Raw genomic sequence first — 23486 nt, 5'->3', positions numbered from 1 at the left:
TTTTATCATTTATGGACAAGTTGGCCAATCTGCAGGCCTAATAGTCCTTGGGTTTACAATTTGTCTTGGTCCAGGGACTGTATCACCATTTGCAGCATTCCTTACATAGACAGTACCATTATCTCTCCTTACTCTTACTCTCGTTGAGCCCACTTTTTCAATGACTTCTTCATTGGTCGCCATACCGGGATAAGTAGCTACCTGTGCATCCACTCCTGTTTGGTCTAAAACTGTATCTCCTGATACAGGATCTGTTGTTACCAAACTAGGGTCGGGACTGAGGCCTCTTGAAATGCTCCAGTTAGTTTCTAAAGAGTAGGCATAATTTTCTTCATCTGCCCAAGTTTGAGAACGTAATCTTCTTGGAGAACGTGCGTGCTGATATTCATGATAAAGTGTCTGAGCCACAGCTTCACAATCATCGGAAATGTTCAGTCTGATCGTATTACCGGAAGTCTCTCCAGCCCCTGGCATTGGATGAGGTTGCCAAGACCCACCTTGGAAAATTTCATCTGCCCAAAACAAATTATCCACAAAAATCACTACTCTGGATCCAGTTCTAAGGTCATTGATAATAGCTTCATTCCACGGACAAAGGATTTCTTGAATACATGCAATGTCAGCAGGGTTTTGGGTTAAGGTACTTGAATTATCAGCAACAGCTGGGAAATCGGAATCTAAAGCAGCCATGGTATCTGTCCCAACTTTTCCTCTTGGATCGGTGGTTATGCTTTTGTCAAGCTGATAGGCAGTAACCCCTCGTTCGGTTTCCCCTTCGTATTCTCCATCAATCCCAAAATGGAGAAGAAAATGGCCTTTATCTTGTATAGCGTGCTGGATTTTATTCACATGTCCTCCTCTTTCTCCTCTATCAAGGACTTTATTTCCATCAAACACTTCTTCGAGTTCTGTGTCTCTAGCAAATCTAGGGGAGCTTAAATCATGCCCATCTCCAATGGCTCTTTGAATATTGAGATTGCTAATTTCTCTTTGCTGAACCACATGGGTTAATTCATGGGCTAATAATTTTTTGCCATTTTGACTCTGGGTTTCGAATTTCCCGGTATTGAAATAAATATTTGAGCCATAAGTAAAAGCTTGAGCTCCCAGGTTCTTACTCATACTTTGGGCGGAATGATCCGTATGTATTCTGACTTGACTGAAATCCTTACCAAATCCATCTTCCATTTCGGTTTTGACCTTTTTGGGGATTGGATTGCCTTGGTTTGAAGAGTTTCTTAACTCATTTGAAATAGTATTTGATACTTCTGGTTGGGAAGATGGTCCTTCTTTAGCTTGTAGTGTAAACTCAGCCGATGGCTTTTTCTGAATTTTTTCCTCAAGTTCATTATTTTCTTCAGCTTCACATTCAGCACATTTAGTTTGGATGTGGGAGATGTTGGTTTGGTATGAAGATTTGGAAGCCCCAATAGCAGGATTTTCATTAGAAAGGCGGTTTTGGGTAAAAACTGAGGATTGCGAAGAAAGGTTACTCACCACTCGGTCAGCTACAGCATCCGCTTCTAGTTCATATTTATCACCTGGCTTATTGACAGTAAGTTTAGATTGAATGAATGGAGGTGCAAAGAATGAACCTTTGGTTTTTCCTCTAGGTGAAGAACTCGACTTTCTTTGTTCTTGTGAATCTTTCATAGATTTAAAAATTTATAAGGTCATTTCCCTTCTTTTTCCATTTCTCTCTTTATTCCTTTAATGAGAAGTTCCTTTTTAAGGACGAAATCTTGGGTTTCCATTGAGGCCAAAGAGATATACTGTATGATATTGATGATATGAGAACCTGTCAGATCATAAGTTTCGGCGAGTTCTTTCATCGCAACATCTTTTGCCAGTGTAAATTGCTTTGGCAAAGATTTCTCCCATATCAAAAGCCTGTCCTCAGCTCTCGGAGAAGGGAAGTACACCATGGAATTGAACCTTCTGACAAAGGCACTATCGATATTGTTGCGGAAATTGGAAGCCAGGATCACTAGACCATTGTAGCTTTCAATTCTTTGTAGTAGATAAGAGACTTCCTGATTGGCGTATTTGTCATGGGCATCCCTGACTCCAGTCCGCTTTCCAAAAATTGCATCTGCTTCATCAAAAAACAGGATCCAGTCTTTGTTTTCTGCTTTGTCAAAAAGTGCCGAAAGATTTTTTTCTGTCTCGCCGATGTATTTGGAAACGATCATTGATAAATCTATTCTAAAAACTTCCCTGCCCGTATATTTTCCCAAAAGCGTAGCAGTCACAGTTTTTCCCGTTCCTGGTGGGCCATAAAACAATGCTCTATATCCAGGTTTGATTTTCCTTCCCAAATCAAATTCAGTAAGTAGAGATTCCTTGTGTTTAAGCCAAATCTGCAGCTCATTGATCTGATTCCAGACTTGCTCGGGTAGTACTAGATCCTCCCAGGTCATTTCGGTCTGAAGATGCTCAGCAGGGAAATTGATGCTGAGAGTTGGGAGGCTGATTTTACCTGATGTGAACACCTCCACATATTCGGAATCCATCACCAGCGTTCCACCTAGCCTAGGTTCGCCGGTTTTGACTGGGTTCAGGGAAATAATGTGGTGTTTTATCAGCGGGTTGCTTTGGTCAAAGAGGGAGAAATAGCTCAGGCGCTCCTGTATATCCATTCCAGCCAATAGGAATAGGACTGTTTCTCCTGTTGGGATCATTCCCCGGTGGTGGTCAAGTTTGACTCCTCCGAATTCTGGAAAATCCCCTCCATTGGGGAGAAATTTTTGAATTATTTTGTCAAAAAATCCCGGAAGAATGTGGGGAGTCAATGCAGAGATGAGAAGGACAATTTCCGACTTACTTAGATTGTAATGATTAAGAAAGTTTGATAATGGAGAACTCCCAGATAATTCAAAATCCGGAAAAGAAGAGATACCTTTTTCTCCAAAGTATGACTCCAATCTTTGAGAAGTGATTGCTTGAAGATAGGATACAATATGAAGAATTTCTTTCCCCATTATTTCTTAAAACATCCATTGAGCTCCTGCATGAAACAATGCTCCAGTTTGTGGGTTATAAGTAAAGCGTAATCCAACACCAAAACCCTGATTTTCTTCATTTGCAAGAGGCTGTAGGGCTTTTACTGCTCCCATGATTTCATCAATATTGTCTCCATGGTTTTGATAGAAACTTATTGGGTCTTGCATATTGCCAATATCTCCCAAAATACCGCTAGCCCCAGCCCAACCTGCATTGACAGGTCCAGCCAAATCAAACGGCATAGGTAATAACCTTGAACCATAACCTAAATTGAATCCAAACCCTCCAGTTGTAAAGTCTGCATTTGCCCCAAACCTGAACCTGTCTTGAGTTAGACCAAACGACATCGCCGGGGAGTGAGGGTTAAATCCTAGTTCTGTACTTCCGGAAGGAGAACCTGTACCTAAGGTTAAATTTCCACCATAATTGTAACCAAATCTTGTTCTCATCAATCCTTGGGTAAACTGAAGGGCAACCTGACTGGTATTTGCTTCCAACATCCATTGGCCCAAAGAAAATTGAATTGAAGGAGGTAATAAGTCATAATCGAACTCAAATTCGGTTTCTTCTTCCGGGCCCGGACTTACAGTTTCGTCATCATCACGCTGAATTTCCATCTTTGGTGCTGCACCCTGCTGCACCACATGTGTAAGCTCGTGTGCTACTAATTCTTTTCCTGCTTTGGAGTTGGGATTGAATTTTTTGGGATTAAAGTAAATATGGTTTCCATAGGTAAAGGCGTTGGCGTTTAGAATTTTGCTTGCTTGCTCAGCTTCGGAATCATGATGGATTTTCACACCACTGAAATCCACTCCAAACTCTGATTCCATACTTGCTCTTATACCTTGGGGTAATACACTTCCTGTCTGTGTATTTTGTTGAAGATTATTTTCCAGTGATTTTGGAACTTCTAGCTTATCTTTTTGTGCACTTCTATTAAGGATCGGGGATATTTGAGGCTTAAAAAATTTTTCGGAATTGACAACTTCGGTTGCAACCCTATCTGCTTCCTGCTCATACTTATCTCCTGGACTGTTGATAGCTAGTTTTTTTTGGAAAAAAGCCCTTCTTTGAGGGAGAATTTTTTTCCGATCAATATTTTCTTGAGGTTCTTTCAACGCCATTTTCTTGAGTCAATTCCAATCCACATACAACATTTCATTCATCCAAGGCAGCTTGATAATTCCTAGCCCCCATGGTAGTTTGTCCAAAAGCACATCTACTGTTTTGCGTTCTACGGTGAGCTTCCAACCCTTTTCCACCTGGCTTAATTTGCCGGATCTTTTTAAGAATGTCTCTCTTAAACCATCTACACTGGTATTTTTCAAAATTGCCCAATGTCCGATGACCTCCTGTAGGAGCTCTATACATTCATCTTTAATTTCGGAATTGAGCCTACTGTCCAAGTTCAACACCTGAGACACTCCCAATCCACATAAAATTTTATTGAGTACGAAGTAGTTTTCTGTCAGTTCGTTTTCGCCATAAACCAAAAATTGGAGCACTTTGGCTGCCAGGTAAATCTCTCGGTTTGCAACAAATTTCCCATTTTCCGTCAACTGAAGATTGCTGAATAATCCTCCTAAAAATGGATGTAGAAGGATAAGACCCGCATTTTCTACATATATATCTTCATCAATTACAGGTTTTTCTGGATTTGATTTATCCATCTTCGGCTCTGAAGAATTAGAACTATCGCTATTAAGCGGATATTCCATTTCTTTACTTTTCAGGATTATACCCTTATCCGTACTTTTTCGAGAATCACTAATAGGTGATACGGATCTAAATTCCGTGGATGAAACCCCTAGCTCTTCCATAATATCGGGATGGTCGTTTTGAATAGTTTGCAATAGCTGCCTGGTCCTTGGTAAAAGTTCAGGTTTTTGGATATCCGAGAGCATGGCCAAGAATTCCTCTCGAAATCCAATATCCTTCTTTAATTTATACCCCAAGAAGTTTGCGATAAGTAGATAATTCTCTTCGTTAGAACTGAAAATAAGTGTTTTAAGAAGCTCTCTAGCTGATATTTCTTTTTGATAAAGTGATGAAGACAAAACCCGATCCAGCAATTCTTTTAGGTTCTTTTCCTTGCTTTGCTTCAGAAAATGATTGACCACTTCCAATAATAGGGGATTGGATTTTTCGGCTAGTTTTTCGAAGATTCGGATTATGAATTTTTGGGTAAAAGACCTGTTAAATCTATCTCTGTTTATTACAGTTTTTTGGAATGAAGCGGAAAGTTTACCCCAAAAAGCATTGTCCAAGATTACTTCTCTTTCCAATTCAATTGGAGTGGAAAAAGGACTGTTCCATGGGAAAAAACCTTTTTCTAAAAAATAGAAAAACACCTCTGTTGCTTTTTCTTTTCGAGTGAGTACTGTTGGTTTTTCCGTTTGGGATGAGACCAGTTCTTTCCGAACTTGCTGGATGACTTTTTGAAGTAGCTCTTCTTCCCAGTTTTCACTCGTTAGGAGCCCGCAGTCTAATTCCAATTCGTTGATTACCAAAGTGCTACTTGGGTCAGCAAATTCGTCAAATTCTTTTTCTAATGCGGGGATCACTTTTTCGTAGAAAATAAGAGCCAGGTTATCCTGCAAGCCTAATCCTTCCTCAATCCCCTCAAAATTTACCTGAAAGGAAGCTGTATGGACTTTATGGTTTTGGGTCAGACTCATTGTTTTCCTTTATAGAATTCCTTCGATAATTTTAATTCTTCTCAGATATTTTGGTTTTGCAGTGGCTTCCCCATTCGCTGTGGTCTGGGTGGAAGCTGCTGTGAAGCCCGCTTCTATTTTAGCTATTAAGGCTACTTCAACTCTGCCAAATTCTCCACCTTCCCTCAATTCTGCCCAATTTTTGGCATGTTCCTCTATAACATCGAATACCTTTTCCATCGGTATTTTAGCGGCATCGTAATCTTCTTTTTGAATGCAGACAATATAGTTTATTAGCAGGGTTAGGATTTGATAAAGTTGGAGTCCAAATCCTCTGAATTCCTTTATTTCCAGCATGATATTTTGGATGCTTACCAGCCAATCCCTCAATTTTGAAACCAGACCGGCTCGACCAAATGCGGAGGCGAAGAAGTCTATTTGTTTTGTAGTATTTGAACTGGAGATAGTTTTCATGCTGGTGAAGAATTCTTTCATTTCACCATATGAACCTAAAGTTTCTAGGAATTTTTTGAAATTGGTGGTCGGTTCTGTTTTGTCGAAAGCTGCAAATGCTTCGAGAATATCTGCCAAAGAACCACAAGTTTTTGTTCTAGGCTCTTCAACTATCGGGGCACTGGTAACCTTGACTAAAACAGAATCACTGGAGCTTTTACCTGAGCTATTCTTAACCTCCAAGCGGAATTTATAATCCCCTTCCAAAAGGCCAGTGACATTGGTTTTTGCTTGGTTTGGTGTCTGGAAACTTGGATTGGTAGGACCGCTTGCCAAAGTCCAGTTAAAAGTCAACTCACCGTTATCCGGATTCACAGATTTTGTTCCATCTAAAGTAGTCCTACCTGGACTGTTAGGATTGGCGATTGTGAGAGAAATGTCATCACCTGCCTCTGCAATTGGAGGATTGCTCTGAGCGGCTACTACGTTGATAGTCAACTCATCTTGACTGGAAGCACCTTTATCATCGGTCACTTTCAACGCAAAGACATACTCCCCAGCTTCTTTTAACTCTACAGCAGTCTTGACTTTTTCCGGTGTTTTGAGTGTGGCTGTTGAGCCACTTACCTGGCTCCATGCAAAGGTTTTGATAGTTCCATCTTCATCTTTGGAGGCTGATCCATCCAAAGTGGCAGAAATTGGCTGACCAGGTACAAGGGTAAGAGATTGATCCCTTCCTGCATCGGCCTGAGGACCTCGATTTTCTGGTTCTGAAACAACATTGATGGATACAGTGTCTTCGCCAACGGCTCCTTTATCATCAGTGACTTTCAAAGTAAAAACATAAACCCCGTCAGCTTTGAGTTCAGCTGTTGCCTTTGGCTTGTTTGGTGTTTTCAAAGTAACTGGAGTACCGCTCAGCTGACTCCATGCAAAGGTTTTGATTGTTCCGTCTTCATCTTTGGAAGCTGATCCATCTAAAGTGATAGAAATTGGCTGATCAGGCCTAAGAGTAATAGTTTGATCCTCACCAGCATTTGCTATCGGACCTCTGTTTTCTGGTTCCTCGACTTCAGGAATGACATAAGCAATAGGTGGACAATCGCTGCAGCAGAGGTAAGGAAGATAGAAATCTGCGATCACCGTGCCTTTGGTTATCGGAGTTGCGGTCTCCCGAATTGCCTTATCCCTGATATTGAGCTCGTCCAAAACACTTTTAGCAGCCTCACCTAGATTCAGATTTTTGATGAGATCAGAGGCAAATTCAAACTCTGTTCTTTTGGAAGCACTTAGCCTGGTCAGACTTTCTGGCTTACTGATTATTGCTTCAGCGGCCGAGGTTTTCGTATCTGCTACTCTGGTTTCAGTGGCTCTTGAGGTCAAATTTGTAAAAGTATCCCTAGCGATGAATTCAGTGTTTAAAGCCGCCAGAGTTAAATCTGGTAAGGTCAGTAGCCTTTGCGTTTCGCCATTGTACACCAAAATAAAAGTACCGCCTTTTGGAACTCCGGCTTTGTGCTCCATGCCAGGATGCTTTTTGAAATATTCATTGAAATTGACCGCTGCAGCATACTGTTCAACTCTTTTTAGATATTCGTCTTTCAGTGCAAACAGTTTTTCATTGGCACATTTGAAGAGTAGTTGAGTGTTGCCTTCTGAAAAGTAGTGTTTGATTTCTTCGTTTTCTGAGCTAGCTGCCTCCTTGATTAGGCTTGCTACAGTTTTGGAATATGGTGTCCATAGTTTATTGTAAGCTTCTTCATCAAATTGGCCTAGATCGAAGGAAAGCAAGTATTTTACTATTTCTGCCAATTGTTGCAAAAAGATCAATAAGAGATCTGGTTGCTTGATGATGTAGTCGAAAAATGCTTTATCACTCACTATGAATGAGCTAACGTCTTTGGCAACAAAGTCAGCCAGTTTTTCTCCTTCCTCGACATCCCGAAGTGCGAGCTTATTGATGATATCTGCATTTGAAATACTGATCGGCTTATTTATTGAAAGATCCGATTTTATTATTTTTTGCATATCCACTATATTTTTGGATATGTAAAAGTCTTTTTTTATAGCCTCCGTCCTCAGATTCGTGTTGGCTTCAATTGTTCTTTTTGGCCTGAGGTTTCCCACGTAAGCTATAATCTGCTGTAGTTGACATACGATTCCGGTAATCATCACCCGGTAATCAGAGGCAAGATCTTCTACATGGCATTGGATACCTTTACCATTCAAAATGGCTGAAAAGTCTATAGCATTGAGCGCTAAAACTTCAAAGGGTAGGTTGAATTCCTGCTTTTTGCGTATAATTTCTGTCAGGGCAGTCCGGTAGTTTTTTCCGACATGCCCTTCAATTCTAAAGGCGTTATACCTTTCGATATCATAGAGTAGCGGGTTTTTTACTGGTTCCGGAGCATCGATTTGTTGCGAAGCTTGGTAACCCAAATTATATCGCTCATTGCCGTTGTAGCTTTTGCAGAAATACCATAGTGGGTTGACAGCTTTCCAGTCATAATAATAAGGGATGGCCCGGTGGCTGATATGCCCAGCCCCTAAAGTATTTGGCGTGATGATGATCGGCTCAGATTCGGACAATCTTTCACCACTAAATCCATTGACCATCGCTACTAGCCGTTCTAAAAGGGAAGCGGCTTCCTCTTTATTTTTTGCCTGACCCTCTTGAATAGGTGATGGCTCAAAATAGTGACGATGGATGTTTCTTTTTCCCAACGACGTATTTTCAGAGGCCATTCCCAAGATGAGATGTAGTGGGAAATCCATTTCATTTGGACAGCATTCTCCAAAAACATTTCTGACTTCGGATCTGAATTCGAGGTAGGCTTTGACCAGATCGTCTATAAAATCATAGAAATACTGCAAATAGATTCTTTGTCCCGTATTGCCGGATAGTTTCTTTTTGAAATCAATCAGGTTTAATTCTTTGAGTGGGTTCTCTTCAGGTAGTCCAAGAAGTCCTGCATATCTATCCCAGCTGCGGATCAAATTTTCAGAAAGACTTTTCAGGGTTTGATCATCGGTGATAGTCAAAAAACCTTGAAGAATATCTTCACTGGTTTTAAGATCTCCTACAGGGACATTATACCTTTTGAGAAAGATGGAATTGAAAGAAATCCATTTCTCCCATGACATTAGCTTCTTATTGACAAGTAAGGTTTTCAGAGCAAAATCCATTCTGCTCCCTTTGTCATTACAGTCTTGAGTATCACAGTTTTTGAGATCTATTTGCTCTGTCTCCAGAAACAAAACCACTGCATAATCGGCTAAGTTGAGCGTACTCAGCGATTTTTTATTTTCCGTTTCTTTATCATTATCTGGGATCAATTCAAAAATGCCTTTTTCTCCATAGTAGGGGATGTTTTCCCTGTTTTCAGTGCTGCACTGAGTCAAAAAATATAGGTCATTGGGAAGAACTGGAGGAACGTATTCAGTATAATGAGTGAAATTAGTTTCGCAGAGATGCACGAGATATCCTTGAGAAGTTAGTCCACAGCCTTTACTGATGCTGATGGCAGTATTGGAGGTACTGATTTCCAAGCCACATACTATGCCTCTACCTAGGAGCTTGATGCGCGTCAGCCTTTCCTGTTGTTCTAGGTAGTTCAACAAGTTGTTCAAGTGTCCGTTGGACAATACCTGATCAGCTTCAAAAACGGGGTATGATTGTAAAGGCTGCATGATTATAATTTTTGAGTTCCTAAAATTGTTTTACCCAGCATGACAGGGTTGTTGTCGGCATCACTTTCTTCGCAATCGTGAAGTGTGGCCTTTGGATACACAGAATTGAGTTTTGCCAATAGTGCCAGTATTCTATCATTGGCCTCCTGATACGCAATGGGATTATTTCCATCGCTTGTGAATTTTGCGAGTTCTTCAGTCCAGGATTTATAGCTGGATTCAAATTCCCGAAGTTTTTCATTACTGACCCAGCAGACCTTTAACTGTATATGTGCTGGTGCTTCTTCCCGGATTTTCTTTTCGAAGTATTGGCGAAAAGCCATATTGTCAAAATGCTTAGGCCAATGCGGCAATACGACAGAAATCCTGAATGAGTAGATATCCTGCTCACATGGGCAATCACAGTCGTGAAGGCACACTTCCATTAAATTAAAATCTTCGGTTTTCGGCCTCAATAGTATATGTTCTATTAGGTGTAAACCTTCTGGATCTGGGCAGTCTCCTGACAATTCTGCTACTAGTTCAGCGATTATAGCCATCGCTTCCTCCTCAGTTGAGAAGGTCTGTTCACTGGATAAAATGATTGAATTCTGCTTTTTGAGCTTGACATGCTTTGTGGTATAGTGAAAGTTCTCTGGGTCATTTGCCAATTCCCAAGCCTCTTCCAAGACCTGCTCTGCCTGTGACTTTTCCTCATATTGCTTGGAAAGTAATCGTATTCCATTTCGGGAGGTCAGAGAAAAAGAATGCATGCAATGAACTTCGTCTCCTACCTCTATCTCCTCACAGATGATTTCCACATGCTTGATGCAGTAAAGAAATCGTCTGGTAAAATCCTTGATTCCAGTCAGCTGGCTTACTCTTTTTTCTAAGCCTGAGACATTATCAGTATCCCAAATCTTTGTTTCGTCTAAGTTGAATTCCTGATCCTGAGGGAAATAATTGTATGCCAGTGATCTGCTATAACTAATTTCCGGATAGGTTTGGAGAGTTCTAATCTTGATGTCAATGATTTCTTCAGGCTCTATTTTTTCAAGACTGATGTTTTCCAGATTAATCCTGTACATCATTAGAGAATAATCACTGAATGATTCCGAAAACCGAGATAGCAAATGATCCAAAAATCTGTTTCTTCTTTCTAAAAACCCGTTTTTGTTTTCATATAGCTTTTGCCATAATTCTTGGCTTACTGGATCTATAGGATCATTGGCCAGTGCTTTTTCCATTTCTGGAAGTAAAATCTCCTCGGTTTCCCTTATACTGCCTAGGTACTGGGAGAAGTACGTTTGCCTGATTTCATCTGTAGAAAAGAGATTCTTGGCATTGGTAAGCTGCGCAAAAAAATCTGCCAGCAACTGTTCAAAAAACATCAGATACCCTTTGAGTTGCTGCTGCTGCGCTATTCTTTTTTTGTCAGCTTCTGGAGGAAGTCCAAATTCGCCGACACCATAGACCATTGGTAGGTCATATTGGATCGGCCAATAGCTAATGGTATCTCGCTTGTTACCTTTTGGAATAGGAAGGTCTGCAAAAGTAGGAACCAACTTTCCTGTGGCATTTTGAGCATGAAGAAGATGTACAGTATCTCTGACTTCTTCATACCTTGATAGGAAAGGAAATCCATCTTTGAAAAAAAGTATTTTTGAATAAGCCGTACTCATCACCGGCTTATGCATTAGAGAGATTGGTAGACACCAAGATATGCCCTTTTGACCTACAACAGGTTTTCCATTTTCATCATATCTGGTCATAAGGAAGTTTCTGATACCCTGCACTCCTTCCAGATCCATCAATAAGTTGATGATGTCGGAGGCATAGATGACTTGCTTCAACTGGGCATTTTCTAATTCGTCAGTATCGATGAACCCATGTCCAAGTTTTGGCCCTTCAAAGATTTTATCTGTTGGTGTACCCTTTTCCATCAGTTCTTTGAGGGTATAGAATGGCACTGGCGGATTGAGGTAATTCTCAATAGTAAAATAAATCTCAGCCTGTACTTTTTCGATGTCAGTATCTGGACTGACGTCCACATCAAAACAAAAAGCTACCTCTTCTGAATCTACGGGCTGAACACTAACAAAGTCCTCACATAGGTTTCTGTTTTCATGGAGAATCTTGACAACATTCTTGATGATTTGGTCGGCTTTGGTGATTTTCTCTAGGTATGTTTCTAAAATCAGGGTTCCAAAATCCACGTCCTCTAGCATTAGGGCTACATGACTGACAGTGATTTTTCCTTTCGAGGGATTTTTAGGAATGCCTACCACAAAAGGAATTTCAATGATTTCACCATCTGTTAAATCGATTTTAAACTGGTAATGCCAGTTCATGCTCGCATGCTTTTCAATTTCGAAATCAGTGAAATCACTTGTTAGGATTTTTTTATTGATTTCTTTAATGCCTGGAAGTTCAAACTTGAGCTGAAATTCTCCAGCTTCCATATCGACCATGGGCGAAAATGGAAAAGCAATGTTTTCCAGGACAATATCACCAGTATTCATATCGCCCATTTCTAGATCCATGGACAAATCCAACAAGACCGTGTATAAACCTTTTAACACCAGTTCATTATTGGTCTTTTCGTATTGAAGAATATCCTCTTCGCAATTCAGAAAGATCGGCACCTCTTGATTTCCGTCTGTAAATAGCAGGGCATTGTTTATCCCCTGAATGTCAATCAGCAATTTTCTGTAGTCTGTTACTGTCAAAGGAGCAGAGGTCAGAATATTTCTAGCAGTGAAAAATGGCTGTCCGCTAGCCTCTGCCAAATGATCCTTGATTTCGAAATTGGTTCGGTATCCCAATTCTGTAATGGCGTAACAGAGCGCTTCCAAAATCGTAATTCCAGGATCGTGAGCATTGTAATCCGTCCAAATATCACTTGAGAGAGATTCAATGTATGCCAAACCTTCTTGACGCAATCTTTCGAAATCCATAGAATGGATCAGTTCGGGATTTTTTGGTATGGTAGTAGAGGTCTTCATCAGCAGTCACAGGTTTGGATTACTTGAATGATGTGCCTAGGTGTAGCAAGGTTGGATTCCTCAAAATGTGAAACCAATACCGACCTGGATGTTGAAGCCACGATTTCCTCTAAGTCATGGTGTTTTTTGTCAACATTTCCTTCATCATCACGGATAATGTGATGGAGCTTAAAGCAGCTCAGGAAATCCACATATGGCCGCTCTTCTATAAAATTGATAAGAGTTGATTTGTTGATCTTTCCTCCAAAACTGATTTTTTGGCTGCTATCCCATGCCCATGGACAGAGAAACTGCTCGATCTCCATATCCAATAAGTTGCGGTAGAAAACCTCATCCATTTGGTCATGGAATTTTACTTCGAACTCAAGCTGTACCTCTTCAAACATTGGATTGACTACATGGAGTCTAGCAAATGGATTTTTAATTTTTTCTAAGAAAACGCCAATATCTGTCAAGGTTCCGATAGCCGTATAAGGTCTGAGCGGATTGATATTGGTTTTATTTTTGAGGTCAGGAATACAGATCACAGTTACGTGTCCCGGATAATTCTCACAAAATATTTGCTCCCCATTTTTCTCATAAAAACCAGTATGGTTAAGGCATTTGACCTGATAGACAGCCGGGAATTCCTGCATCACCAAATGCTCATAATCCCACATAGTGACCGCACGTTGTTTGTGTCTAAGTCTTTCGCTGACACGTTGATAATAGTCTGAGTCGCTCTCTTTTTTCCTTCCTCCCACTGAATCAGCCGGCTGAGTAATTGATTTGATTGAGCTATCAGATCTCCATAGTTTGCTAATGGTGCCTGAAGGAAGTATTTCTCGGAATTCAATCCCTTCCTCTTCACTTTGGAGCAATTCTGCAAGAGCTCCTTGAGCTTTTATATCTATGATTTTGCAGACCGCATCCATGTTATCTGCCACAGAGGCTCGTACCCAAATCATGTCCGTGGTTAATGCTGTATGGGTTTTTACGGCTTCTTTTGGGAAACTTAAAGTCACTATTCCCGTTCTAGTGAGATTTACCGTTCCATCGCTTACCTTATTTTTCTCAAAATTCACCCATGTCTCATCTGCATCCATAAATGACCATGTGACCATTTCCTCACTTTTCAGGGGATTGGAACTGCCGTCAGATAGAAGGAACAGTAATGTGACTGTAATAGGAGCCTCCACTTTTGCAATTCCAATCAACAACTCTCCTTTCTGCTGAAAATGAGGAATTAGCGATGGTTCTTCAGTCGCAGTTGGCTGATAGTATCCAAATGGAGTTAAGTGAAAAAATGAATGTCTTGGGTCTGATCTATCAGTTGGAATGATCTCAGATGCTGAATAGTCAATCGAAAATGATTCAGAGATCAGTTCTTTTGGCACAGGGACAGAATTCCCTGATACTTTACTCAATGCTGCGATTTCACCTATTTTTTCCAGATTTTTCGAAATAAGTGTTGAAGATGCATCTTCAAGATTAATGGCAAGTGGAGCATTACTTCTTGCTTCACTGAGAATAGGCTTGATTTGAAAATTACCTTGCTGGGAATTGATTACCACATTATCAAGCGCTTTATTTACTTCCTTCATGTACTCTTCAAGCGAATAAATATTGGTATTCAAGCGAAATCTCAAAATTCCTTCGAATGACGTGGCTTGTAAAAATGTGTTGGCTCCAAAGTTCATGGTAGCGAGTTTCAGCCGGTTACCATCTGTGTTTTTTTGGACTAAATAGGAATCATTTTCTTTGACAATCGGATAAGAATCCCAGTCATTTCCATGCAGATATTGGCATGTGATAGGTGCTGAGATTGGGAAGTTGACTTTTATAGTATCTAGTTTTTTCTGAAAGATTTCCCTAGAACCTATATAAAAGCTTGCATTGTTTTTTGGAAAATCTCCAAAGGGTTTAAAAGGCTTGGCAGCATCTATGGAGCCCCCATCACTGCTGAGAGCTAGATCTTTTACTCCTACCACTGCTACCGAAAGTTTGATGGAAGTGATAGGATTATCCATCAAATCTGCATAGGATGAGTTACTGCTTTTTTGATCCAAGTAAGCCATCATCAATGGCAAATCAGTTTTGAAGTTCTTTTTGTGGGTTTTTTCTAAATAAGGTAAAAGTGGAGGCTCTTCCACTCCCAAAGAAAAAGTCAAGTTCAGCGTATCTTGATTCTCAGAGTACACAGCATCCACATTCTTTGTTACCCAATCTTTTTCACCTGTCAGGTTGATTATAAATGGGATTACTTTACGGCTTCTCAGGAGAGTAAATTTGGAGAATCCGGATTTGGATTTCAAAGGCTTAGCAAACTGCACAGTTACAGAAACGGTCCTTGCTCCTTCTCTGAGGAATAATAGATTGGAAACAATGGCAAATCCTGCTCCATTGGTAAGTTCGACTTTTCGATCTCCAAAAGCAAACCAGCTTTTATCATCTCCTTCAAATTTTTCACCTGCCCCATCTGCACTGTTGATTACCGGAAAAGCTAAGAGATTTTTATTATGGATCTGAAATGCTTTGATTTCACTGACCTCTGCTTGATTGAAAACCACATCATTGACAAGGCTGTACTTCAATTCTTTTCCATTTGCATCCTTTCCTCCTTTGAAAAATGTTCCCTTTTGAAGCAGGTGTTGTTGAATATGCTTCTGTAGCCCGAAAGTCAAATGTGCTTGGTCAGGAATAGGCTGTTGGTTTTTTAGTTGTAATACATCCTTATAATAAAAATCCAGATGCTTCCTGCTGTACTCATTTAGACTATCTTGAGCGGATTTGAATAGTTTTAAAAAAGTTAGAAAAAGGCCATAATGTGGTTCATGGCTGGAATAATTGTTCAGTGATTTTTCAAGTAAGCCTCGTGCATTTTGTAGGATTGAAGATACTCCCCCCAGAAAGACAGTTATTTGATTGTTGAATAGGTTATGGTTGATAACATGACTGATTTTTTCATTTATGTCCGTCCCGGGAATTGTAATATTCAATTTGTCTGAGGTAGGGGCAAAGAAGTCCAAGGAAAGTGGGCTATGAGAATCTATGGTAGGAAAAGGTGCATTGGAATCAGTCTGGTTGGATGGGGATATCAAACTTGATTGGTCTGTCCAGAAATTAAATAATCTAGAAAATGGAGCATTGAGTTTGGAATTAATTACCGACTGGATGATTCTTTGGTACTCTGATTCCTCACTTAAAAAACCACATTGTTCATCGATCAAATCTACCAGAGAGAAAATAACATCAAAAAGGAATTTGAACTGCAACCTTGCTTCAGGTTCCTCCCCATTGGCTATAGCGAGCTTAGTTTTCTTGTTAAGAAGCTTAAGGTAATCTGATAGTTGGAGTAAATCGATTGACAATACCACGGCTAAGACCACTGAAATATCTACTTTCATCAAGGGCTCCCAGGTCCCTTCGTCTGTATTATTTTGGTTCTTATACTGAAGATAGTTTGCATACCTTTTAGCAAAGAGCATGAGGTCCTCCACAGACCTTTCATCCACTTTGGCAAAAGTGGGAGGAAGTGCCTTCAGCTTTCTAGTCAGCCGATCTATGCCTTCTCTGGTCAATGGGTTTTTGTCGTTGCAAGCCATAATACGCTATATCAATTCAGTACCTTCAGTTTTATAAAATGGAAAGACAAAGTTGAATCTTGAATTAGTTGCTTTGACCCTATAGGAAATCGTGATCAAGATTCTGCCTTCTAATTCTCCAGTGTCGTTCAGCTCAATTTTTTCTACTTCTATTCTAGGCTCATGGTATAAAATTGAGGTTCGGATTAGGTCAATGATATAAGTCTTGAAAGTGGTGGTCAGCGGCTCGAAGACAAGCTCGTGTAGATCGCAACCATAGTCCGAGCGCATCACACGCTCCCCTCGTTTAGTCGAAAGAAGGATTTCAAGACTGCTTTGGATATCTGCCTCATCACTCAGCATATGCGTTCTGACCCCCTCTTTGTCAAATTGAGGCGGAAAGCTCCAGCCTGTTCCCAGAAAAGATTTATTCATTTTTTCCATAACACTATCCTCCGATCATTACTGTAGCACAACCAATAATTATCACTCCTCCATGAGCAGTAGAATCGCCCATCCTGGCAGCCGGCATTCCTCCGATCATCACTGTACCAGAGCCAGTAATAATGGTGTCCGGTGGTCCAGCGCATGTGGCCATATCTCCAAGCCTGGCAGCCGGCAGTCCTCCTATTAGGACTGTAGGTTCTCCTGCAGGCAATATGGGTCCTCCCACATGTGGAACTCCGTTTGGGTTCGGCATGGGACACGTGTGCATATCTGTAATTCTGGCTGCTAGAGGCATTGGTTACTTAATTTATTTTGACAAGACTTCCTTTAATATTTACCATGGATCCTTCGAAATCTGCAGTTCCGTCACTTTTCAGGCTTAATCCTGCGGAAGCTTCAGCACTTATTTTCATATCCGCTTTGATGGCAATTTGTGGAGCGGAAAAGCTGATTTTTGTTCCACCCTTTAGGTTGATTTCCTGAGGTGAATCCATTACAATACCGCTATCATCCATCGTGATGATATTGCCTGCTGAATCTTCAATCTGAATGCTTCCGGCATTATCATCCATAGTTAATTTCCTTCCCCCGGGAGTTTCGATGATGATACTTTTATCCCCGTCATGGATTGTTATTTTTATTTCAGATCGTGACACATAGCCCTTTATGTCGTTGGCATCTTCTGGTTCAAAAGGGGTGGGTTTGGCACTACTATGCACCATTCCAAGAATGACTGGATGGGAAGGGTCGTCATTTATAAAGCCAACGATCACCTCATCTTCGATCTCGGGTCTAAAAAATGTGCCTCTACTATCTCCAGCATCCATAGTGGAAACTCTTGCAAAAATCCCTGAATCATCAGGATTGACGAGTGGCAAACGCACTTTTACTCTTCCTTCCCCCATGGGATCTATGATGTCTGTCACTACACCAATATGTAATCCCTGAATTCTAGAAAATTGCCCTGAGGAAGAACTGATGGAAGTACTGTTAAATTTCTCAGTATAAAAATCTTCCTCCCAACCTAAAGTTGCCTCTGTAACCCAATTGCCCTGACGTACATCATGACGAATAGCACTGACAAAAGCCTTCCCGGTAAATTGTTCTCCAACACCTTCAATTGTAATCCAATTGCCCGGTATAATTTCCGCACTTCCCGAAAATTCTACTTTCCCTTTTATTTTTGAAAGGGATTGTTTTTGCTTTTTAGCATCTGCAAGGGATTGTAATGCCTCGCTTGAAAGCATTCCAGAAGTTTTGATGACATATTCCTGTCCGTTGATATCAGCTATGGAAGACGCAGGGACATTTCCCGGAGAAGCTGAAGCCAAGTCTGCTCCTTCTACTTCTTGGAGTGCTTGATTGGCATAATCCCAAGAAGAGGCCTTGACGACAGTAGCTTGGGACCGAATATCGGATTCAGAACGGAAAGAAATGATGTTGGACCCAAAGGTCAACGTGTGTACGGAGTTTTCAGAAGGATCAGGTTTGATCACCTTAAATTTTGCTCCATCTATAGAACAGGCCATACCATTGGAGTCTATTCTACCTAAGATGTAGTCCCAATCACTCACGTTAGCTTGCAGTAATTGCTCATGTGTACTGCCAAATGAGGGGATGTCTGTATCGGTTAATTCATTTTCCTGAAGTATCTGTTCCACGACTTCGCTGTCCATAACTTCATTGAAATGTCTACTTTTTGGAGAAATGGTCATTTTTACCGCTTCATGCTTGCATGTAAGGACGAGCGTAGACTGCCTGCCATGAATGGCATGAGAGTTTCCAACTATAATTCCTCTAAATACTGACTCATCATCTGTATTATATCCGAGCTTGATGTCAATGCTTTTCCCTAATGAAAACTCACCACTGTTTCCAATTTCAAAATCTGAATCGGCTGCCGAACCATCCGCAATTCTGATCGTGGCATACGGGATCTTATTCAACTCTCTGTATACAGTAATATCAAGGACCTGAACACGTCCTGAAACCTCCGAACCGGGAGTTGCAGTTTGACTGGCTCCCAATAGGATTTTTGAAGTGACTAGTTCCCTGTTTGCAGTAGAAATCATGATTTTAGAATTATTTGGCTAATGGTGGGAAATAGATTTTTGAACCAGTTGGTATGTTTCTGAAACTATCCAAAGAATTAAACCCCGCAACATTGATATAATGGCTGTCCTTTTCATAGATTTTTTCGGTCATTCTATCCAGACGATCCGTTCCACCAAAGATCCGCTCATGAGTGATATCTGGACTTTCATTGCCTTCTCTAGCGGTTCTTTCCACGTCCGCAATACTCTCTGCAAATTGGCATTTGGCAATTGCTCTTATGGGTTTCCCGTCTGGTGCAAAAACCTTGTATTCGATATCCATTTGCTTAAGTACTCCTTTAAAAAGCAACTCTCCCCAGTGGATTTTCAAGTAATAAGGGCGGTGTTTGTCAGATTGGTAATCGATGATTTTCTGCTTGAAAGCTTCTATCTGTTCGGTGACAGTTCCGGGTTTTTCAAATGGATTGGCTATTCCTAAACTTAAGACTGACATGTCCTTCACCACACCTGTTCCATCAAACAAAAAGTCGAAATTGAAATCTCCGGGTAAAATCCTGTTGAATTTCATATTTGCACCTGAAGTTCCAGGAGCTTGGGTAGCATCAAATTCAAATTTATAGGAGACATTATAGCTAGCCGGATTGATCAAGGCACTGAATTTATTCTCAGGAACCGGGTTTTCGAATTCTGCATCACTATATGCTTGCACATATAGTTTTTCGGCTTTTTGGCTTAAGTCTAGCATTACCTTTCAAGTTTTAGCTGTATCAGTCTTAAAACATCTTCTGTTACTTCTTTTATTATTTCTTGCTTGACCCGGTCAAGGTCTGCTGGAGCTGACTGTTGAGAGCTGGGAGTACTTGTGCTATTCCCTACTGCCGCTCTAATCTGAAGTTCTCTTATTTCTATCGGCATAGCTCAGTGGTTAAAATCCTATACTCCCTGATGCACTGATATTTCCAGCAAGCGAAAGGGCAGAGTCCAAACTGATGATGTCGAAATACTGATAGCTCAGCGTGATTGATTCAATGACTATTGAATTTTGTTCGGCATTGAAACTGGAAACTGACCACTTTTTTGGGATAGCATTCACTACATACCAGGATTGAACAGGGATATGGTTTTCATTGAGTAAACTGATGATGATGTTGACCGGCTCAAAGACAAAGTTTTCAAATGCATTTTTGCACCACATCAAAATCCCGGAACCTATAAACATCCCTCTTTTTAGCACCAAATCTTTGTATTGAGCTCTCACAGGTAGCTCCCAGGTAAAACGGTTCTGACCTCCCTCAATAACAGTTTCCATTTGCATTTCCATGTCCAATCCAGCCACTTCCTGAAACCTGAAATCGTTTGGTGTTTGTGGAAACAATTGAAATACTACAGAAAAATGAAAACCTACAGGTGGATGTGAAAACATAACTATTCGTTTATCATGGAGAGCCCTTCATGTGCTATCTCCATCGTTTCGATTGCCGTTTCATTACCGGTTGAATTCAAATCCGTGGATTGCACCTTAATAGGCCAGGCATTTTTTACACGCCAGACCACTACTGGAGAGTGCTCTTCATCCAGAAGTGATATGATCAGATCTCTTCTTTCAATTGTATTTAATGAAACGGTATTCCACCATTGGTAAAACTCGTTGTCACTTTTGAATATGCCTCTCTTGAGCGTGATATTTGAAAAGCTCTGCATTCCCGGCATTTTGATTTTATGGTATTCCGGACTTGCTCCATCGCGGTATTCAATTGGTTCTATAGTCACTTCAAGACCTGTTACTTCACTGAATCCGATTTTTGTTCCGCCCCACTCTACCTGAAAATGGAACTTGGGAAGAGGATAATTGGCCATAATATTTTGTATTTAGAGTTATAGAATTATTTGAGGTTGGCGGTTAAGATTCCTGCATCTTGTGTGAGAAGCGGAGAATGATGAATTCTGCTGGACGAACCGCTGCCATGCCTATTTCGACAATGAGGCGCCCTTCCAATATGTCTTGCGCGGTCATAGTCTGACCAATTCCGCAACGTACATAAAAAGCATGTTCAGGTTTCGCTCCAGCTAATGCGCCTTGTCTCCAAAGTAGGGTCAAGTAGTTTTCTAGCATGGCTCGTAGCTTAACCCAGGTGTTGGCATCGTTTGGTTCAAAGACAAACTGCATTGTGGCTTTTTTGGATGATTCTTCGACCATGATAAAAAACCTTCTCACATTGACATATCTCCATTCGTTGTCATTACCCGCCAACGTCCTTGCCCCCCAGACCAAAAACCCTTTGCCTTGAAACATTCTGATTGCATTGACTGACTTACCTGAAGTTGGATCAATGTTCATCCCACCTTGTTCGGCTTCACTGATTTTTGCAGTTAGGTCATAGACCGCATTGAGGGATACATTTGCTGGAGCTTTCCAGACACCTCTTGATCCGTCTACTTTTGCATAGACACCTGCCATGGCTGATGAAGGGGGTAGAGTGGGGCTCAATTTTTCTCTGATTTTTGCTACACTTAGGTTGTAGATTGCTGTTTCTGAGGTGGCTAATGTGGACATGGCTACTGCTGGTGCATCCACTCCGTCTGTGGATATTACCACATCCACGTCTGCTGCGTCATATGAAAAATCGAATGTAGTCTTCAAAGAAGGATAGTAGACTGCAGCATAACTGAGGCTGTCATTTTTCGTAAATGCAGATCGGAAATCACTGATCGTGGTAGTGTTGTTAGTGCCTGGTGTATGCACATCTACTAATGTAAATCGGTCTTGGAGACTGGCACATTGGTCAATAGCTGATGATATCAAAGTGTAATACTCTCCATCAGACAACGTATTGACCGCGTCTGGAAATACTATGATTGTTGGCTCATCTTCTGATTCACATGCCAATAGACCAGCATCATAATCAGCCGGGTCAGCGGTGCCAGAGGTCCTTCCTATAGATATAATGTAGCAAGGCCCCCCGCCATTGATAAAATACATCCTCATGTGATAATACATGGTGAAGTCTGACGGAGTAGTAATGGTAGCATCTCCAGTCATAGCTACTCTAGCACCATCCTGGGTCGTAATTCCTATTTCTACTTCTATTCCTTGTTCATTTTCTGACTTACCAAAATAATTTTCATACTCCTTGAGGGAAAAAATTTTGGTTGGAATATTATCGAGAGGCTCTCCGATTTCATTAATGGCTATCTCGGTGTAGCCAATAAACGCCGGAATAGCAGTTTCAACCTGAGCTACAGAAGGCGGAAAGAGCGGGACTTCGTTAATATAGACTCCCGGTGTCTTGATGGCGGATTCATTGATTTGTGACATTGGACAAGTGTTTTATGATTGATTTATGCTTTTAGTTGTTTAAATGAATTGTGAACAGCTGTTCATATTCATTACCATTTGCTGCGGTATATAATAATTCTTGGTTATTGACATCAGTAAATAATCGATGGGTACTTGATCCTTCAGTGACAATATCTATGATGCCAAAGTGGCCACTCAGATTCATGAATGTAGAACTCCAAGTACCTGGATCTCCTTCTTCGAAAACCGGAATGGGTTCTCTTGATAGTTGTGTTCCTAATGATGCTGAAGACAAATCCATCGAATTGGCGGATGCACGGACGTTGATCCTGAAACGGTAGATGTTCTCTTTGCCGTGGCTATCGTGAGCATCAGTTTTATTGGCTAAATCATTTTTGAGGTTCAGGAAAAATCTGGCGGAAAAACTGGTTGGTAAACGGAACAATGGAGCATCCAAACCTTCCTGAACTCTTATATAGCAAAGCAGTTCATCATGCCGTATTTTTGTATGGATGTCATGTTTCCGAAAAAATCGCCTAGTTGGTTCGTCTGGTTCAAGATTCAGAAAATTGCCTAAAGTCCCTGTAGGAGAAGGTGAAAAGGGATACACTGGGTGTGTAAACCTTATTGAAAAGAGCTTTTCATATTTTGACACAATCCTGTCCATGCTTATTTGTTCTTAAGTGTAAAAGTTGATTCAATAGATTTGACAAGAGGGATCTCCATATTTTCCTCAATACTATCGATGTAGGCCATTCTCATTTTGTACAACACAGAGGGTATATATTTGCCCCCCATAATTGACCATAATTGGTTTAGTTCCTCAAAACTTCCAGAATGCATATCAAAAATGATTTTTTCGAGATTCATACTAGGAAGCGCTGGAATTTCTGCTTCTGTGAAAATTGGATTCTTTTGAAAAAATGATAGAACTTGGGAGATTCTCTGAAGACCAATATTGTATTGAACTTTATTGGCGCCTACTAGAAGAAATATATTAAGAAGTAGAGGAGGATGCTTGGCTACACCTTGAGGTTGGCCAGAATTATCAAGTATCTGGCGATTTGCCGGAAGATTTCTAAGTGTGCTTTCTTGCTGAATATTGACAACTGAAAGTACAACCCTGTCAGTTATGTTTGTTCCATCCTCAGAACTTGAATCCATCATGGACAGATTACCAAGCACAACTTCTGGTGCCAAGGTTCCAATATGGTTATTTAGTAACCCAACAATTGCAGTTAAAACTTGGTCAATCATATCTCAATAAAAAATGATGGAAAAATAGACGGATAAAAACCTGTTTCAAGGTATTCAACTTCGTTCGCAATAGACAGGAA

At 40.7% G+C, this 23486-nt stretch carries 17 protein-coding genes; all 17 read right to left on the bottom strand.

Annotated elements, in window-relative coordinates:
- Positions 1-9 precede the first annotated feature (9 nt).
- The 17 genes from SYJ56_RS00495 to SYJ56_RS00415 are packed head-to-tail and all read right to left on the bottom strand — an operon-like array spanning position 10 to position 23406.
- Positions 10-1653 carry an eCIS core domain-containing protein gene (locus tag SYJ56_RS00495; protein ID WP_323831433.1) on the bottom strand — a complete coding sequence of 548 codons (1644 nt, stop codon included), beginning with the start codon at positions 1651-1653 and terminating at the stop codon, positions 10-12.
- Positions 1654-1673: 20 nt separating this feature from the next.
- Positions 1674-2981, bottom strand: coding sequence for an ATP-binding protein (locus SYJ56_RS00490; RefSeq protein WP_323831432.1), 1308 nt, complete (start codon positions 2979-2981; stop codon positions 1674-1676).
- Positions 2982-2987: 6 nt separating this feature from the next.
- Positions 2988-4127: an eCIS core domain-containing protein gene (locus SYJ56_RS00485; protein ID WP_323831431.1), complete on the bottom strand. Its 1140-nt coding sequence runs from the start codon at positions 4125-4127 to the stop codon at positions 2988-2990.
- Positions 4128-4136: 9 nt separating this feature from the next.
- Positions 4137-5681 carry a contractile injection system tape measure protein gene (locus SYJ56_RS00480; protein WP_323831429.1) on the bottom strand — a complete coding sequence of 515 codons (1545 nt, stop codon included), beginning with the start codon at positions 5679-5681 and terminating at the stop codon, positions 4137-4139.
- A gap of 9 nt (positions 5682-5690) precedes the next feature.
- On the bottom strand, positions 5691-9803 hold the full coding sequence (locus SYJ56_RS00475; protein WP_323831427.1) for a PKD domain-containing protein: 4113 nt from the start codon (positions 9801-9803) through the stop codon (positions 5691-5693).
- A gap of 2 nt (positions 9804-9805) precedes the next feature.
- Positions 9806-12787 carry a hypothetical protein gene (locus SYJ56_RS00470; protein ID WP_323831425.1) on the bottom strand — a complete coding sequence of 994 codons (2982 nt, stop codon included), beginning with the start codon at positions 12785-12787 and terminating at the stop codon, positions 9806-9808.
- Positions 12787-16371 carry a baseplate J/gp47 family protein gene (locus SYJ56_RS00465; protein ID WP_323831423.1) on the bottom strand — a complete coding sequence of 1195 codons (3585 nt, stop codon included), beginning with the start codon at positions 16369-16371 and terminating at the stop codon, positions 12787-12789. The genes SYJ56_RS00470 and SYJ56_RS00465 overlap by 1 nt, the downstream gene beginning before the upstream one ends.
- A 6-nt stretch (positions 16372-16377) precedes the next feature.
- Entirely contained in the window at positions 16378-16785 is a 408-nt protein-coding gene (locus tag SYJ56_RS00460; RefSeq protein ID WP_323831422.1) for a GPW/gp25 family protein, read from the bottom strand.
- A gap of 13 nt (positions 16786-16798) precedes the next feature.
- The gene (locus tag SYJ56_RS00455) at positions 16799-17092 is read right to left on the bottom strand and encodes a PAAR domain-containing protein (protein ID WP_323831420.1); all 294 of its coding nucleotides are present in this window, start codon (positions 17090-17092) and stop codon (positions 16799-16801) included.
- 7 nt (positions 17093-17099) lie between these two features.
- Positions 17100-18869 carry a type VI secretion system tip protein VgrG gene (gene vgrG / locus SYJ56_RS00450; RefSeq protein ID WP_323831419.1) on the bottom strand — a complete coding sequence of 590 codons (1770 nt, stop codon included), beginning with the start codon at positions 18867-18869 and terminating at the stop codon, positions 17100-17102.
- Between the two features lie 10 nt (positions 18870-18879).
- Positions 18880-19596, bottom strand: a complete 717-nt coding sequence (locus SYJ56_RS00445; protein WP_323831417.1) for a CIS tube protein — start codon at positions 19594-19596, stop codon at positions 18880-18882.
- A complete protein-coding gene (locus SYJ56_RS00440) occupies positions 19596-19766 on the bottom strand; it encodes a DUF5908 family protein (protein WP_323831416.1) in 171 nt (56 codons plus the stop codon). Before SYJ56_RS00440 ends, SYJ56_RS00445 begins: the two co-directional genes overlap by 1 nt.
- A 10-nt stretch (positions 19767-19776) precedes the next feature.
- Positions 19777-20274, bottom strand: coding sequence for a phage tail protein (locus tag SYJ56_RS00435; RefSeq protein ID WP_323831415.1), 498 nt, complete (start codon positions 20272-20274; stop codon positions 19777-19779).
- 2 nt (positions 20275-20276) lie between these two features.
- Complete coding sequence (locus tag SYJ56_RS00430; RefSeq protein WP_323831413.1) at positions 20277-20708, bottom strand: phage tail protein; 432 nt, start codon at positions 20706-20708, stop codon at positions 20277-20279.
- Between the two features lie 43 nt (positions 20709-20751).
- On the bottom strand, positions 20752-22167 hold the full coding sequence (locus tag SYJ56_RS00425) for a phage tail sheath family protein (RefSeq protein WP_323831412.1): 1416 nt from the start codon (positions 22165-22167) through the stop codon (positions 20752-20754).
- A 31-nt stretch (positions 22168-22198) separates the two neighbouring features.
- A complete protein-coding gene (locus SYJ56_RS00420) occupies positions 22199-22816 on the bottom strand; it encodes a hypothetical protein (RefSeq protein WP_323831410.1) in 618 nt (205 codons plus the stop codon).
- Between the two features lie 2 nt (positions 22817-22818).
- Entirely contained in the window at positions 22819-23406 is a 588-nt protein-coding gene (locus SYJ56_RS00415; protein ID WP_323831408.1) for a Pvc16 family protein, read from the bottom strand.
- Between the last annotated feature and the right edge of the window lie 80 nt (positions 23407-23486).

The sequence above is a fragment of the Algoriphagus aurantiacus genome, from assembly GCF_035156405.1.
Classification (GTDB): Bacteria; Bacteroidota; Bacteroidia; order Cytophagales; family Cyclobacteriaceae; genus Algoriphagus; species Algoriphagus aurantiacus.
Note: the sequence above shows the minus strand (reverse complement) of the source record. Positions and strands in the feature narration are given on the sequence as shown.

What these genes read in the sequence shown, in the direction of transcription:
- SYJ56_RS00420 (WP_323831410.1), bottom strand. Translation starts at nt 22,816, where the DNA reads ATGGACAGGATTGTGTCAAAATATGAAAAGCTCTTTTCAATAAGGTTT.
- SYJ56_RS00465 (WP_323831423.1), bottom strand. Translation starts at nt 16,371, where the DNA reads ATGGCTTGCAACGACAAAAACCCATTGACCAGAGAAGGCATAGATCGG.
- SYJ56_RS00460 (WP_323831422.1), bottom strand. Translation starts at nt 16,785, where the DNA reads ATGAATAAATCTTTTCTGGGAACAGGCTGGAGCTTTCCGCCTCAATTT.
- SYJ56_RS00440 (WP_323831416.1), bottom strand. Translation starts at nt 19,766, where the DNA reads ATGCCGATAGAAATAAGAGAACTTCAGATTAGAGCGGCAGTAGGGAAT.
- SYJ56_RS00470 (WP_323831425.1), bottom strand. Translation starts at nt 12,787, where the DNA reads ATGAAGACCTCTACTACCATACCAAAAAATCCCGAACTGATCCATTCT.
- SYJ56_RS00475 (WP_323831427.1), bottom strand. Translation starts at nt 9,803, where the DNA reads ATGCAGCCTTTACAATCATACCCCGTTTTTGAAGCTGATCAGGTATTG.
- SYJ56_RS00445 (WP_323831417.1), bottom strand. Translation starts at nt 19,596, where the DNA reads ATGCTAGACTTAAGCCAAAAAGCCGAAAAACTATATGTGCAAGCATAT.
- SYJ56_RS00430 (WP_323831413.1), bottom strand. Translation starts at nt 20,708, where the DNA reads ATGGCCAATTATCCTCTTCCCAAGTTCCATTTTCAGGTAGAGTGGGGC.
- SYJ56_RS00455 (WP_323831420.1), bottom strand. Translation starts at nt 17,092, where the DNA reads ATGCCTCTAGCAGCCAGAATTACAGATATGCACACGTGTCCCATGCCG.
- vgrG (WP_323831419.1), bottom strand. Translation starts at nt 18,869, where the DNA reads ATGATTTCTACTGCAAACAGGGAACTAGTCACTTCAAAAATCCTATTG.
- SYJ56_RS00490 (WP_323831432.1), bottom strand. Translation starts at nt 2,981, where the DNA reads ATGGGGAAAGAAATTCTTCATATTGTATCCTATCTTCAAGCAATCACT.
- SYJ56_RS00485 (WP_323831431.1), bottom strand. Translation starts at nt 4,127, where the DNA reads ATGGCGTTGAAAGAACCTCAAGAAAATATTGATCGGAAAAAAATTCTC.
- SYJ56_RS00495 (WP_323831433.1), bottom strand. Translation starts at nt 1,653, where the DNA reads ATGAAAGATTCACAAGAACAAAGAAAGTCGAGTTCTTCACCTAGAGGA.
- SYJ56_RS00425 (WP_323831412.1), bottom strand. Translation starts at nt 22,167, where the DNA reads ATGTCACAAATCAATGAATCCGCCATCAAGACACCGGGAGTCTATATT.
- SYJ56_RS00415 (WP_323831408.1), bottom strand. Translation starts at nt 23,406, where the DNA reads ATGATTGACCAAGTTTTAACTGCAATTGTTGGGTTACTAAATAACCAT.
- SYJ56_RS00435 (WP_323831415.1), bottom strand. Translation starts at nt 20,274, where the DNA reads ATGTTTTCACATCCACCTGTAGGTTTTCATTTTTCTGTAGTATTTCAA.
- SYJ56_RS00480 (WP_323831429.1), bottom strand. Translation starts at nt 5,681, where the DNA reads ATGAGTCTGACCCAAAACCATAAAGTCCATACAGCTTCCTTTCAGGTA.